The 12,712-nt window shown below is 71.1% G+C and carries 12 protein-coding genes and 1 pseudogene; 8 read left to right on the top strand and 5 right to left on the bottom strand.

What is annotated here, in order from left to right; all coding sequences use genetic code 11:
- Positions 1 to 20 precede the first annotated feature (20 nt).
- The gene (locus AB8998_RS17890; protein ID WP_369739104.1) at positions 21 to 377 is read left to right on the top strand and encodes a DoxX family protein; all 357 of its coding nucleotides are present in this window, start codon (positions 21 to 23) and stop codon (positions 375 to 377) included.
- On the opposite strand, the pseudogene AB8998_RS17885 reads toward AB8998_RS17890, so the two are convergent.
- Positions 374 to 463 (bottom strand): annotated as a pseudogene (locus AB8998_RS17885) (nitroreductase family deazaflavin-dependent oxidoreductase); the annotation flags it as partial. The gene AB8998_RS17890 and the pseudogene AB8998_RS17885 overlap by 4 nt on opposite strands.
- A 225-nt stretch (positions 464 to 688) precedes the next feature.
- Here AB8998_RS17885 and AB8998_RS17880 point away from each other — a divergent pair.
- The gene (locus AB8998_RS17880) at positions 689 to 2,041 is read left to right on the top strand and encodes an MFS transporter (RefSeq protein ID WP_369741630.1); all 1,353 of its coding nucleotides are present in this window, start codon (positions 689 to 691) and stop codon (positions 2,039 to 2,041) included.
- A 19-nt stretch (positions 2,042 to 2,060) separates the two neighbouring features.
- Here AB8998_RS17880 and AB8998_RS17875 read toward each other — a convergent pair whose 3' ends face one another.
- Genes AB8998_RS17875 through AB8998_RS17865 form a run of 3 tightly spaced genes read right to left on the bottom strand, consistent with a single transcriptional unit; the run spans position 2,061 to position 3,146 of the window.
- Positions 2,061 to 2,459 (bottom strand): hypothetical protein, encoded by a 399-nt coding sequence (locus AB8998_RS17875; protein WP_369739103.1) that lies wholly within the window; start codon positions 2,457 to 2,459, stop codon positions 2,061 to 2,063.
- Between the two features lie 49 nt (positions 2,460 to 2,508).
- Complete coding sequence (locus AB8998_RS17870; protein WP_369739102.1) at positions 2,509 to 2,916, bottom strand: type II toxin-antitoxin system VapC family toxin; 408 nt, start codon at positions 2,914 to 2,916, stop codon at positions 2,509 to 2,511.
- Positions 2,913 to 3,146 (bottom strand): FitA-like ribbon-helix-helix domain-containing protein, encoded by a 234-nt coding sequence (locus tag AB8998_RS17865; protein ID WP_369739101.1) that lies wholly within the window; start codon positions 3,144 to 3,146, stop codon positions 2,913 to 2,915. The genes AB8998_RS17870 and AB8998_RS17865 overlap by 4 nt, the downstream gene beginning before the upstream one ends.
- 84 nt (positions 3,147 to 3,230) lie before the next feature.
- Between AB8998_RS17865 and AB8998_RS17860 the strand changes: the two genes are divergently transcribed.
- Both AB8998_RS17860 and AB8998_RS17855 read left to right on the top strand, forming a co-directional pair.
- Positions 3,231 to 3,941: a response regulator transcription factor gene (locus tag AB8998_RS17860; protein WP_369739100.1), complete on the top strand. Its 711-nt coding sequence runs from the start codon at positions 3,231 to 3,233 to the stop codon at positions 3,939 to 3,941.
- Positions 3,938 to 5,392, top strand: a complete 1,455-nt coding sequence (locus AB8998_RS17855; protein ID WP_369739099.1) for a sensor histidine kinase — start codon at positions 3,938 to 3,940, stop codon at positions 5,390 to 5,392. Before AB8998_RS17860 ends, AB8998_RS17855 begins: the two co-directional genes overlap by 4 nt.
- A 143-nt stretch (positions 5,393 to 5,535) precedes the next feature.
- On the opposite strand, the gene AB8998_RS17850 is transcribed toward AB8998_RS17855, so the two are convergent.
- Positions 5,536 to 6,270: a TVP38/TMEM64 family protein gene (locus AB8998_RS17850; protein ID WP_369739098.1), complete on the bottom strand. Its 735-nt coding sequence runs from the start codon at positions 6,268 to 6,270 to the stop codon at positions 5,536 to 5,538.
- A gap of 166 nt (positions 6,271 to 6,436) precedes the next feature.
- Between AB8998_RS17850 and mutA the strand changes: the two genes are divergently transcribed.
- From mutA to AB8998_RS17830, 4 genes are all read left to right on the top strand, one after another.
- Complete coding sequence (gene mutA, locus AB8998_RS17845; RefSeq protein ID WP_369739097.1) at positions 6,437 to 8,290, top strand: methylmalonyl-CoA mutase small subunit; 1,854 nt, start codon at positions 6,437 to 6,439, stop codon at positions 8,288 to 8,290.
- A gap of 5 nt (positions 8,291 to 8,295) precedes the next feature.
- Positions 8,296 to 10,506, top strand: a complete 2,211-nt coding sequence (scpA, locus tag AB8998_RS17840; RefSeq protein ID WP_369739096.1) for a methylmalonyl-CoA mutase — start codon at positions 8,296 to 8,298, stop codon at positions 10,504 to 10,506.
- 79 nt (positions 10,507 to 10,585) lie between these two features.
- Entirely contained in the window at positions 10,586 to 11,566 is a 981-nt protein-coding gene (gene meaB / locus AB8998_RS17835; protein ID WP_369739095.1) for a methylmalonyl Co-A mutase-associated GTPase MeaB, read from the top strand.
- 41 nt (positions 11,567 to 11,607) lie between these two features.
- A complete protein-coding gene (locus AB8998_RS17830; RefSeq protein ID WP_369739094.1) occupies positions 11,608 to 12,642 on the top strand; it encodes a patatin-like phospholipase family protein in 1,035 nt (344 codons plus the stop codon).
- Positions 12,643 to 12,712 lie beyond the last annotated feature (70 nt).

Here is a 12,712-nt window from a genome sequence, read left to right as displayed (position 1 = left end):
CCGCGCAATAGGATCTGCACATGAGCGTGCTGACTTCCCCGAAAACATATGCGGCGCTTGCCGCGTTCCATGCCGGCGATGCGGTGGCCTGCGCCATCCCGGTAGCCCCGATCAAGAAAATCCTCGACGACCTCGATGTCCCCGAGAGCGTGCGGCCGGTGCTGCCGGTGGTCAAGGCCGCCGCCGCGATCGGCCTGCTGTCGGTGAGCCGGTTCCCGGCGCTGGCCAGGCTGACCACGGCGATGCTGACGCTGTATTTCGTCCTGGCGGTCGGTGCGCACATCCGGGCGCGGGACAAGATCGTCAACACCCTGCCGGCTGCGGCGTTTTTGACCACCTTCGCCGTCATGACGGTCAAGGGACCCGACCGCAGCTAGTCGAGACGCAACTCGACCAGCGGTAGCGGCGTGCCCGTCTCGGTGATCGGAACGCCGAGCGTCGTCTCCAGCACGGGCCGGAGCTGCGCCCGCGCGGGCCTTGAAGATCCAGATCGGTGCGCGCATCAGCCGCCGCGACCGGAGCAGACGTCCACCCAGCCTGCCGCGAAGGGAGTTTGCCGACATTCGTGCCATCCTCGCAGTTTGAGCGGCCGTGATCCACGCGAACGCGTAGACCCCGCCCGTGGCGGGTACGTCACCGCTCGATGAGAACGAAAAGATGGTCGCGGGACGAAATTCGGGTCGCCGACATGGATGCGGCGCACCGCTCCATCCAGGGCACCGCGATCGGCAACTTCATGGAGTGGTACGACTTCAGCCTCTACAGCTACACGGCGACCACGCTGGCGCAGGTCTTCTATCCCGGCAACACCTCCAGCACCGGCAACCTGATCGCCACATTCGGCACGTTGACCGCGGCGTTCGGGGTGCGGCCCCTCGGCGGATTCATCTTCGGCCCCTTGGGCGATCGCATCGGGCGCAAGAGGGTATTGATGATCACCATCGTGCTCATGGCGGCGAGCACGACCGCGACCGGCCTGTTGCCGGGCTACGGCACCGTCGGGGCCTGGGCGCCGATCCTGCTCGTCCTCATCCGCGTCTGTCAGGGGTTGTCCACCGGCGGGGAGTTCGCGGGCGCCATGACCTACGTCGACGAACACGCCCCGGACCGAAAACGCGGCATGATGGCCGGGTTTCTGCCGATGGGCACGCTGAGCGGCTACGTCGCGGGTGCGGGCCTGGTGACGGCGCTGCAGGTCCTGCTGTCGACCTCGGACATGACCAGCTGGGGCTGGCGCCTCCCGTACTTTCTCGGCGCGCCGCTGGGCCTGGCGGCGCTGCTGATGCGGCTGCGCATCGAAGAGTCGCCCGACTACGAGGAGATGGGTGAGGACGAGCGCACAACCTCTGGTCGTGAACAGTTCCGCAAGACGGTGCTGGGGCAGGGGAAGGCGCTGGTGCTGTGCGTCTGTCTGGAGCTGACGATCAGCGTCGTCAGCTACATGACCACCGGATACCTGCCCACGTACCTGAAGAAGACCGTGGGCCTGCCGGACAACCCGGCGCTGGTGATGCTGCTGATGGTGCTGGTCATCCTGATGGCCGTGGTGGTGTTCGTGGCGAGGCTGTCCGACCGCGTCGGCGTCAAACCCCTGATGTGGACCGGCTGCGTCCTGCTCATGACGGCGTCGATACCGGCGTTCCTGTTGATGCGCGCGGGTGGCTACCCGACGAAGTTCGCGGGCGTGCTGATCGTGGGGCTGACCCTGCTGTGCTTCAACAGCGTCGAGCCGGCGACGCTGCCGTCCCTGTTCCCGACCAACGTCCGCTACGGTGCGGTGTCCGTCGCCTACAACATCGCGGTCTCTGCCTTCGGCGGGCCAACCCCGCTGATCGCCGAGTCGCTGGTCTCCGCCACCGGCAACGCGCTGATGCCGGCCTACATCCTGATGTTCGCCGGGCTGGTCGGCGCCGCGACGCTGTTCTTCACCCCCGAGGTGGCCGGCAAGCGGCTGCCGGGCTCGGGGCCTGCGGTCGAAAGCGAGGAGGAGGCGCGCGCACTGGTCGGGAAACAGCGCGACGCGCGGCCGGCCCCGCGCTGAGGCGCGCAGGTCGGCGTGCTCAGCTGTGCGGGGCCGGCGGCTGGGCCGGGGCCGGCGGCCCGCCCGGCGGTGGCGGTGGTGGTGGCCGGAAGCCCCGCGGCGGCCCGGCCGGTCCGGGCGGCCCGAAGCCGAAGCCGTCGGACGTGAGTCCCGGCATCGGCGGCGGCGGGGGGCCGGGATGCAGCTGCGGGGCCAGCAGCGGCGGCGGGGGCGGTGGTCCGGGTGGCCCGGCGCTGATGATCCAGGCGAAGGCGATCGCCGCGACGGTGCCGACCGCGCCGACCAGCGCGCCCGCCACGGCGGCGCCGACCACCACGGGCGTGGAGTGGCGGCGTGGCTCGCGCGGTGGGGCGGCGGCGGGTGCAGGAATGGGTGCCGGGGTGACTGCGGGGTTGTGGTCGTTGTCTTCGGTGCTCATGTGCCCGGACGTTAGGAGCCGGACCTGAAGTGGGTCTGAAGAAGTTGCGTCAGTTGTCGTCGGGAACCGACACCGCGCAGGCGATGCCCGGTGCCCGCGCGATCCGCCGGTCCAGCGTCACCAGCGGGGCGGCCAGGAGCTCGGCGAGCGCGACGTAGGCGGCGTCGTAACAGGACAGGTTCGCTCGCAGCTCCCACACCCGGGCCGCCAGCAACTCGTACGGCCACAGGTCCACCGGTAGGTCGAGCAGGTCGGCGTGGGCCTGCGCGGCCTGGTCGGCGCCGATCGCCGCGGCGAGTTCGGCCCGCCTGATGACGTTGCCGCATTCGAACGGAAACACCGCGGGCGCCACCAGTTCGGCGTCTGTCAGCTGTGCCGTCGCCCACAGGCCGTCGCTGCCGGAATCCAGCAGGACGGCGACCATGGCCGAGGCATCGCAGACGACGCGCTCGCTCACCGGCGATCGGATTCTTTGGCGGCGAGGATGGCGTCCGCGTCGAATCGCACGCCGGTCGCGTTCACCCGCGCGCGGGCCCGGGCGACGACGTCGCGTGCCGTCGGCTTGGCCGCTGTCGCGACGAGCAGGCCGCGCAGGTATTCCTGCAGGGACTGGCCCGACCGGGCGGCACGCGCGGCCAATTCGTCGCGGACGTCGTCGGGGATGCCGCGGATCGTGATGGCCACCATGCATGCATATTAGCAGCGATAGCAGCAGAACAGATGCATGCCGATCTTCAGCCCAATCCCAGAAAGGGGCACTACAAATAGGGCATGGCCGATTTGCTGGGGGCGGGCGATCGGCTCACTGCGGGCACCCCGCGGGTGCTGGTGGTCGAAGACTCCCGGACGATCCGCGAGATGGTCAGCGAGGCGCTCACCGAGGTCGGCTACCACACCGACGCCCGCCGCGACGGCGACGAGTTGGAGGACGCCCTCGACGGGCTGCGGCCCGACCTGGTGGTGCTCGACGTGATGCTGCCGGGGCGCGACGGGTTCGCGCTCATCGACGTGATCCACGAGTGGGGAGACATCGGGATCGTGCTGATCACGGCCCGCGACGCCCTGCAGGACCGGCTGCGCGGCCTGGACGGCGGTGCCGACGACTACGTCGTCAAACCCTTCGAGCTCGCCGAACTGGTGTCGCGCGTCGGCGCGGTGCTGCGCCGGCGCGGACGGTTGCCGCGGGTCGTCCAGGTGGGCGACCTGGTGCTGGACGTCGAGGCCGGCGTGGCCGCGCGCGGCGGGCACCGGCTGGAGCTGACGGGCACCGAGCTGCGGTTGCTGACCTTCCTCGTCGAGCAGCGCGGCGGCATCGTCAACGCCGGGCAGATCCTCAACGCCGTGTGGGGCTATGACGCCTACGACCCCAACCTGGTGCAGGTCCATGTCAGCGGCCTGAGGCGCAAACTCGAGGCCCACGGGCCGCGCATCCTGCACACCGTCCGCGGTATCGGCTACCGCCTGCAGCCGCAGCGGCCGTGACGACGCCGACGCCGTCGCTGCAGCGCCGGGTGACGGTGGTGCTGCTGGCGTTGCTGGCCGGCCTGCTGGTGCTCCTCGGTGCCACCCTCGACGTGAGCCTGGGGGTTCTGGCCCGCCGGAACCTGCACGACCGGTTGCTGGCCGCGACGTCCCGCGCCGACGCGTTGACGGCCGCGCGGACGCCGCCGGAGCTGCTGGCCGCCGAGCTCAACGGGGGTGGTGTGCGGGCGTTGCTGGTCACCGCCGACGGCGCCACCTACGGCGACCGGGGCATCAGTCCCGACGCCCGCGCCGGCGCCTTCGTGCCGCCGCCCGGGCCGCCCCCTCCGCCGCCGCACGGCCCGCCCCCGCCCGGCATGCCCCCCTGGCCGCCCCCGCCGCCACCACCGCCGGATGCCACCGCGACCGTCGTGGTGCACCCCCTGCCCGGCGGCTCCCGGCTCGTCCTGGTCGCCGACACCACGCAGACCACGCAGGTGACCCGCCAGCTGCGCGGGCTGATGATCGGGGCCGGCCTGGCCACCCTGCTGTTGGCGGCGCTGCTGGTGGTCGCGGTCAGCCGGGCAGCGCTGCGGCCGTTGGACCGGCTCACCGCGCTGGCCGACGACATCACCACCGGGGACCGGGGCCGTCGCCTGCATCCGGACCGCGCCGACACCGAATTGGGCCGCGCCGCGGGCGCGTTCGACCGGATGCTGGACGCTTTGGAGACCTCCGAGCGGCAGGCCCGGCAGGCCGCCGACACGGCCAGGCGCGCCGAGGCGGCGACCCGGCAGTTCCTCGCCGACGCCGCCCACGAGCTGCGCACCCCGATCGCCGGCATGCAGGCGGCGGCCGAACAGATCGCCGGCAGCGCCGTCCGGCACCGGGAGGACCCCGCCGCGCGCGGGCAGTACCGCAGGGCGGGCCTGCTGCTGGCGGACGCCCGTCGCGCCGGGCGCCTCGTCGCCGACATGCTGGATCTGAGTCGCATCGACGCCGGGATTCCGCTGCAGGTCGCAGACGTCGACCTGGCGGCCGTCGTGGACGCCGAAGCGGACCGGACCACGCTGCTGGCGCCGCAGCTCACCGTGATCCGTACCGGCCTGAGCGAGCTCGCCGTCACCGCGGACTCGACGCGGCTCGCCCAGATCATGGCTAATCTGCTCGACAACGCGCGCCGGCACACCCCGGGCGGGGGTGCCATCCACATCGACGTCGCCGTCAGCGACGGCGCCGCCTGGGTGACCGTCACCGACACCGGACCCGGTGTTCCCGACGCCGAGCGCGAACGCATCTTCGAGCGGCTGGTGCGCCTGGATGCCGGCCGCGCCTACGATCACGGCGGCGCCGGCCTGGGCCTGCCGATCGTCCGTGCCCTGGCCCGCGCGCACGGCGGCGAGCTGGTGTGTCTGCCGCGCGAGGGCGGGGCGCAGTTCGTGCTCACCCTGCCCCTGGGCGAGGGAGCGTGACGACGGCGGTCAGGTGCCACCTGTCCAGCCAGGGCTGCACCAACTCTGCCAGGAGAACTCCACCGGAACCGAGCATCCCGCGTGCGGATTGGCCGGGTTGCCACCGCGGATCTCGATGCCGGGGCGCTAAAAGTGCGGTTCGCTCAGCGGCCGACGGCAGGCTCGTGGCGGTGCTGACGCCGGTAGTGGCGAACCTCGAACACCAGCCCCAGCAGCCCCAGGGCGGTCGTGCACAGCGACACCAGATACAGCAGCGGGTCGGGGTGACCGGCCAGCGCGTCGCCGAGGACCACCACGGCGACGGTGCCGGGCAGCAGGCCGGCGACGGTGGCCACCGCGAACGGCAGCACCCGCACGGCCGACGCGCCGGCGGCGTAGTTCAGCGCGGAGAAGGGTACGACGGGAATCAGCCGCAGCGACAATACCGCCGGCCAGCCCCGCTCCCGCAGGCGCGTGTCCACCTTGTCGACCGCGCCGTGGCGAACCAGGCGGCCCAGTTGCCATCCCGCGGCGCGTACCAGCAGCAGGGCGATCACCGCGCTGGCGGCGCTGGCGGACACCGCGATCAGCACGCCCAGCAGCGGGCCGAACAGCAGCCCGGCGGCCAGCGTGAACGCCGTGCGGGGAATCGGCACCACGGTGGCGACGACGTGCGCGGTCAGAAACGCCAGCGGGAACCACGGTCCCACGGTTTGCGCCCAGTCGCGCACCTGCACCGCGGTCGGTAGCGGCACCAGCAGCGCCACCGCCACCACGACGCCGATGCCGAGCGCCGTCGCGACGGCGCGCGGCCGGGACAGCTGACGCGCGGTCGCGCCCAGCGCGCATCCGACGCTGCGCAGGACGCCGGTGGATTTGCCGGTGGCGGGGGCCGTCACGTCTTCAAAGGTTACGGGCCGCGGGTGAATATCGCGTTGCCCGAGTCTGGCGTTTCGCGATGGCGACCTCCCCGCGGGAGGGCCGCAGCCGATCAATTAGCCTGGTTAGCAAGTGGCGACCCGGGATGGGGAAGATTGCCAATTCCTGCGATTACAGGAGCAGTCGGTGTCCGTGGACGTACCAACGGAGGTACCTGCCGAACCAGCAGCCGGTCAGGAAGCGCTGGCGCGCTGGCGCACCGCGGTCGCGGGTGTGCTGGCCAAGAGCGCCCGGCGTGACCCCGCGGAGCTGGGTGAGGAACCCGAGCGCTCGCTGGACACCCCGACCTATGACGGGTTTGCCGTCCGGGCGCTCTACACCGCCTTCGACGAGCTGCCCGAGCCGCCGCTGCCCGGCGAGTGGCCCTACGTGCGCGGTGGCGACGCGGCGCGCGACGTCAACGCCGGCTGGAAGGTCGCCGAGGTGTTCCCCAGGCCCGGCGCCGACGACGGCAACGCGGCGGTGCTGGCCGCGCTCAACGACGGGGTCAGCGCGCTGCTGGTCCGGGTGGGGGAGTCCGGCGTGGCACCCGGGCAGCTCGGCGGCCTGCTCGCCGGCGTGCACCTGGACCTGGCGCCGCTGATCCTGGACGCGGGCGCCGACTATGCGGCGGCCTGCGACGCGGTGCTGGAGCTGGTCGACCGGCTGGATGCCGGCGCGACGCCGGCGGTGGACCTGGGCGCCGACCCGCTGAGCGCGGCGCTGGGTGGCCGGCCGTCGTGCCCGGTGGAGGACGTGATGGCGGTCGCGGGCCGGACAGCCGGGCGCCGCGGCGTGCGGGCGATCACCGTCGACGGACCGGCCTTTCACAACCTGGGCGCCAGCGCGGCGTGGGAACTGGCCGGCAGCCTGGCGGCCGCGGTGGCCTACCTGCGGATGCTCGTCGAATCGGGGATCCCGGTCGGCGACGCGCTGCGCCAGATCAGCTTCCGGCTGGCTGCCGACGACGACCAGTTCATGACGATCGCCAAGCTGCGGGCCGTTCGCCGGCTGTGGGCGCGGGTCGCCGAGGTGGCCGGTGACGCCGACGGCGGCGCGGCGGTGCTGCACGCCGAGACCTCGCTGCCGATGATGACCCAGCGCGACCCGTGGGTGAACATGCTGCGCACCACGGTGGCCGCGTTCGCCGCGGGTGTCGGCGGCGCCGACACCGTCCTGGTGCACCCGTTCGACGTCGCGATCCCGGCCGGCTTCCCGGGCGTATCGGCCAGCTTCGCGCGCCGCATCGCGCGCAACACCCAACTGCTGCTGCTCGAGGAGTCCCACGTCGGGCGGGTGCTGGATCCCGCCGGCGGCTCGTGGTTCGTCGAAGAACTCACCGACGAGCTGGCCCGCGACGCCTGGGGGCACTTCCAGGAGATCGAGTCCCGCGGCGGGTTCGCCGACGCCCGCGGCTACCTCGCCGGGCAGATCGCCGCGGTGGCCGCGCGCCGCGCCGAGGACATCGCGCACCGCCGCACCGCGATCACCGGCGTCAACGAGTTCCCGAACCTGGCCGAGGCGGCTCTGCCGCAACAGGATTCGACGCCGACGGTGGCCCGCTACGCCGCCGCGTTCGAGGCGCTGCGGGACCGCTCGGATTCCTTCCTGGCCCGTACCGGCGCCCGCCCGCGGGCGCTGCTGTTGCCGCTGGGCCCGCTGGCCGAGCACAACATCCGGGCGACGTTCGCCGCCAACCTGCTGGCCTCCGGCGGGATCGAGGCGGTCAACCCCGGGCCGCTCGACGCCGCCGGTGTCGCGCAGGCCGTGTCCGACGCCGGTTCTTCGGAGGTGGCGGTCATCTGTGGCACCGACAAGCGCTACGGGGAGGAGGCGGCGGGCGTCGTGGCGGCGGCCCGCGGCGCCGGCGTGGCGAGGGTGTACCTAGCCGGGCCGGAGAAGGCGATGGGCGATGCCGAGCCCCGGCCCGACGAGTACCTGACCGCGAAAATCGATGCGGTCGAAGCCCTGTCGAATCTGCTCACCCGATTGGGGGCGTAGCCGCGATGACCGCAAGCACCTCAGTGATCGGCAGTTTCGCCGACGTCCCGCTGCAGGGCGACCGCGCCGGGCGGCCACCGGCCGCCGCGGTGGATCGGGACGACAGCTGGCACACCCCGGAGGGCATCGACGTCAAGCCGGTCTACGTCGCCGCCGACCGCGCCGCCGCGCAGGCCGAGGGGTATCCGCTGCACAGCTTCCCCGGCGAGCCGCCGTTCATCCGCGGGCCCTACCCGACGATGTACGTCAACCAGCCCTGGACGATTCGCCAGTACGCCGGGTTCTCCACCGCGGCGGACTCCAACGCGTTCTACCGGCGCAACCTGGCCGCCGGCCAGAAGGGCCTGTCGGTGGCCTTCGACCTGGCCACTCACCGCGGCTACGACTCCGACCACCCGCGCGTTCAGGGTGACGTCGGAATGGCCGGTGTGGCAATCGATTCCATCCTCGACATGCGGCAGCTGTTCGACGGCATCGACCTGTCGGCGGTCAGCGTGTCGATGACGATGAACGGGGCCGTGCTGCCGATCCTGGCGCTGTACGTGGTGGCCGCCGAGGAGCAGGGGGTGCCGCCGGAGAAGCTGGCCGGCACCATCCAGAACGACATCCTCAAAGAGTTCATGGTGCGCAACACCTACATCTATCCGCCCAAGCCGTCGATGCGCATCATCTCCGACATCTTCGCCTACACCAGCGCCAAGATGCCGAAGTTCAACTCCATCTCGATCTCCGGCTACCACATCCAAGAGGCCGGTGCCACAGCCGATTTGGAGTTGGCCTACACGCTGGCCGACGGGGTGGACTACATCAAGGCCGGCCTGGACGCCGAGCTGGACATCGACAAGTTCGCGCCCCGGCTGTCGTTCTTCTGGGGTATCGGGATGAACTTCTTCATGGAGGTCGCCAAGCTGCGCGCCGGGCGACTGCTGTGGAGCGAGCTGGTCGCCGGGTTCGGCGCGAAGAACCCCAAATCGCTTTCGCTGCGCACACACTCGCAGACCTCGGGCTGGTCGCTGACCGCCCAGGACGCCTTCAACAACGTGGCGCGCACCTGCATCGAGGCGATGGCCGCCACCCAGGGCCACACCCAGTCGCTGCACACCAACGCCCTCGACGAGGCGCTGGCCCTGCCGACGGATTTCTCGGCGCGCATCGCCCGCAACACCCAGTTGTTGTTGCAGCAGGAGTCGGGCACCACCCGCCCGATTGACCCCTGGGGCGGTTCGTATTACGTGGAGTGGCTGACCCACCGGCTCGCGCAGAAGGCTCGTGCGCACCTGACCGAGATCGCCGAGTACGGCGGGATGGCCCAGGCCATCAGCGAGGGCATCCCCAAGATGCGCATCGAGGAGGCCGCCGCCCGCACCCAGGCCCGCATCGACTCGGGTCAGCAGCCGGTGATCGGGGTCAACAAGTACCAGGTCGACGAGGACACCGAGATCGAGGTCCTCAAGGTCGAGAACAGCCGGGTGCGCGCCGAGCAGCTGGCCAAGCTGCGGGAGTTGCGGGCGAGCCGGGACCAGGCGGCCTGCGACGCCGCCCTGGCCGAGCTGACGCGCGCGGCCGCCGCCCACGGCCGCGCCGGTGCGGACGGGCTGGGCAACAACCTGCTGGCGCTGTCCATCGCCGCGGCGCGGGCCAAAGCGACCGTCGGGGAGATCTCCGACGCCCTGGAGAAGGTGTACGGGCGGCACCAGGCGGAGATCCGTACCATCGCCGGGGTCTACCGTGACGAAGCCGGAAAGGCCACCAACATCGCCACCGCAACCGAGTTGGTCGAGAAGTTCGCCGAGGCCGACGGCCGCCGGCCCCGGATCCTGGTGGCCAAGATGGGGCAGGACGGCCACGACCGCGGCCAGAAGGTGATCGCGACGGCGTTCGCCGACATCGGCTTCGACGTCGACGTCGGCTCGCTGTTCTCCACCCCCGAGGAGGTGGCCCGTCAGGCCGCCGACAACGACGTGCACGTCATCGGGGTGTCCTCGCTGGCCGCGGGCCACCTGACGCTGGTGCCGGCGCTGCGCGACGCGCTGGTGCAGGTGGGCCGGCCCGACATCATGATCGTGGTCGGCGGGGTCATCCCGCCCGGCGACTTCGACGAGCTCTATGCCGCCGGGGCCGCCGCGATCTTCCCGCCCGGCACGGTGATCGCCGACGCCGCGATCGGCCTGCTGCACAAGCTGGCCGAGCGGCTGGGCTACGACCTGGGCCAGTGACCCGTCTTCCACCCGCGAGCGTGAAGCCAGTGCGAAAAATCGCGCCGTATCTCGCAGTGACTTCACGCTCGGCGAGCCGATGAGTCCGCAAGCGGTCGAGGAGCTGGCCGCCGCGGTCCGCGGCGGTGACCGGGCGGCGCTGCCGCGGGCCATCACGTTGCTGGAGTCGACTCGGCCCGATCATCACGAGCAGGCCCAGCAGCTGCTGCTGGAGCTGATGCCCGACGCGGGCGGCGCCCACCGGGTGGGCATCACCGGCGTGCCGGGGGCGGGCAAGTCCACCACCATCGAGGCCCTCGGTATGTACCTGATCGAGCGCGGCCACCGGGTGGGGGTGCTGGCCGTGGACCCGTCGTCGACGCGCACCGGCGGGTCGATCCTGGGCGACAAGACCCGGATGGCGCGGCTGGCGGTGCACGACGACGCCTACGTGCGGCCGTCCCCGACGTCGGGCACGTTGGGCGGTGTGGCAAAGGCGACGCGGGAGACGATCGTGCTGCTGGAGGCGGCCGGGTTCGACGTGATCCTGATCGAGACCGTCGGCGTCGGGCAGTCGGAGGTGGCGGTCGCCAACATGGTGGACACCTTCGTGCTGCTGACCCTGGCGCGCAGCGGCGACTCGCTGCAGGGCATCAAGAAGGGTGCCCTGGAGCTGGCCGACATCGTGGTCGTCAACAAGGCCGACGGGGAGCACCTGGCCGAGGCGCGGTCGGCCGCGCGGGAGCTCTCCGCGGCGATCCGGTTGATCCATGCAGGTGAAATTCTTTGGCGGCCGCCGGTTCTCACGATGAGCGCAACCGAGGGCACCGGCCTGGCCGAGCTTTGGGACACGATCGAGCGGCATCGCCGGGTGCTCACCGAGGCCGGCGACTTCGAGGAGCGCCGGCGTGCCCAGCAGGTCGACTGGACCTGGCAGATGGTGCGCGACACGGTGCTGGACCGGGTGCTGTCCAACCCGGCGGTGCGCAAGATCCGCGCCGACATCGAGCGCCAGGTCAAGGCGGGGGAGCTGACGCCGGCGCTGGCCGCCCAGCAGATTCTGGCAGCGATGGCGCAGTAACTGGGATCAGACTGATCTGCGTTGCGAGGGGAAGGGCGGTTATGGAAGACGACAACGAGATGCGCGAGCCGAAACATGCGGACGTCGTCCTTTCTGGTGGGGGTGTCAAGTTCATCGGCCTGGTCGGTGCCATCGTCGCCCTCATGGATGCCGGCTATTCGTTCAAGAGGGTGTCCGGCGTCTCTGGCGGCTCGGTCGTCGCGGCGGTTCTTGCGGCCGCATCCAAGGGTGAACAGCTGACGAGCCAGGAGATCAAGGAACTGGCGCTGTCGGTGCCGCTGAGCAAATGGCGCGACGCACCGCCTGTCCCTTTCATCGGAGCGGCTTGGGGCCTGCTGCGGGAGACGAGCATGTATCGCGGCGACTTCGCCCATGAGTGGGTACGCAGCGAGCTGAAGAACCTGGGTGTCGAGACTTTCGGTGACCTCTACCTCGATGAAGACGACCTGCCGGACTTGCGCCGTAGCAGGCTGGTGGTCACCGTCGCGGACGTGACGGCAGCCCAACTGGTGCGGCTGCCATGGGATTACCGGCGGCTCTACGGGCTCGACGCCGATGAACAATCCGTTGCCGACGCGGTGCGCGCTTCGATGGCGATTCCGTTCTTCTACCGACCGGTCACCCTGGTCAGCGCCACCGGGCGGCCATCCACCCTGGTCGACGGCGGTGTGCTGTCGAATTTTCCGATCGACACCTTCGACCGTCTCGATGGCAAGGCGCCCCGCCGGCCCACGTTCGGGATCACGGTGGTACCCAGAATCGCCGAGGGAATCGGTGAAGTGATGCCCGCTCTGAGGCCACTCCGCTTCTTCGAGCAGACTTCGCTATTGGAGAGCCTGCTCACCACCATGCTGGTCGGTCATGACCAGACCCAGCTGAACCAGCCGTGGGTCCGTTCCCGCGCCATCCTGGTCGAATCGACCGACGTCGGCGTGCTCGACTTCAGCGCGTCCCGCCAGCGTCTGGAACAGCTTTTCGACAAGGGTTATGAGGCGGCGCAGGACTTCCTGTCCACGTGGGATTGGTCTACCTATCGCGAGCGCTTCCGGTGGCCCAACACGGCGCCGTCCCAGTGAAGTGGTGCGATCACGGCCGTCGCTCGGCGGGGGAATCCGCAGTTCGGGGGCGCTTGGCCGACTCCGGCGC

It is taken from the genome of Mycobacterium sp. HUMS_12744610 (assembly GCF_041206865.1).
Lineage (GTDB): Bacteria > Actinomycetota > Actinomycetes > Mycobacteriales > Mycobacteriaceae > Mycobacterium > Mycobacterium servetii.
The sequence above is the reverse complement of the archived record's forward strand: the minus strand, read 5'-3'. Positions and strand labels throughout refer to the sequence as shown.

What these genes read in the sequence shown, in the direction of transcription:
- AB8998_RS17890 (WP_369739104.1), top strand. Translation starts at nt 21, where the DNA reads ATGAGCGTGCTGACTTCCCCGAAAACATATGCGGCGCTTGCCGCGTTC.
- AB8998_RS17880 (WP_369741630.1), top strand. Translation starts at nt 689, where the DNA reads ATGGATGCGGCGCACCGCTCCATCCAGGGCACCGCGATCGGCAACTTC.
- AB8998_RS17875 (WP_369739103.1), bottom strand. Translation starts at nt 2,459, where the DNA reads ATGAGCACCGAAGACAACGACCACAACCCCGCAGTCACCCCGGCACCC.
- AB8998_RS17865 (WP_369739101.1), bottom strand. Translation starts at nt 3,146, where the DNA reads ATGGTGGCCATCACGATCCGCGGCATCCCCGACGACGTCCGCGACGAA.
- AB8998_RS17860 (WP_369739100.1), top strand. Translation starts at nt 3,231, where the DNA reads ATGGCCGATTTGCTGGGGGCGGGCGATCGGCTCACTGCGGGCACCCCG.
- scpA (WP_369739096.1), top strand. Translation starts at nt 8,296, where the DNA reads ATGACCGCAAGCACCTCAGTGATCGGCAGTTTCGCCGACGTCCCGCTG.
- meaB (WP_369739095.1), top strand. Translation starts at nt 10,586, where the DNA reads ATGAGTCCGCAAGCGGTCGAGGAGCTGGCCGCCGCGGTCCGCGGCGGT.
- AB8998_RS17830 (WP_369739094.1), top strand. Translation starts at nt 11,608, where the DNA reads ATGGAAGACGACAACGAGATGCGCGAGCCGAAACATGCGGACGTCGTC.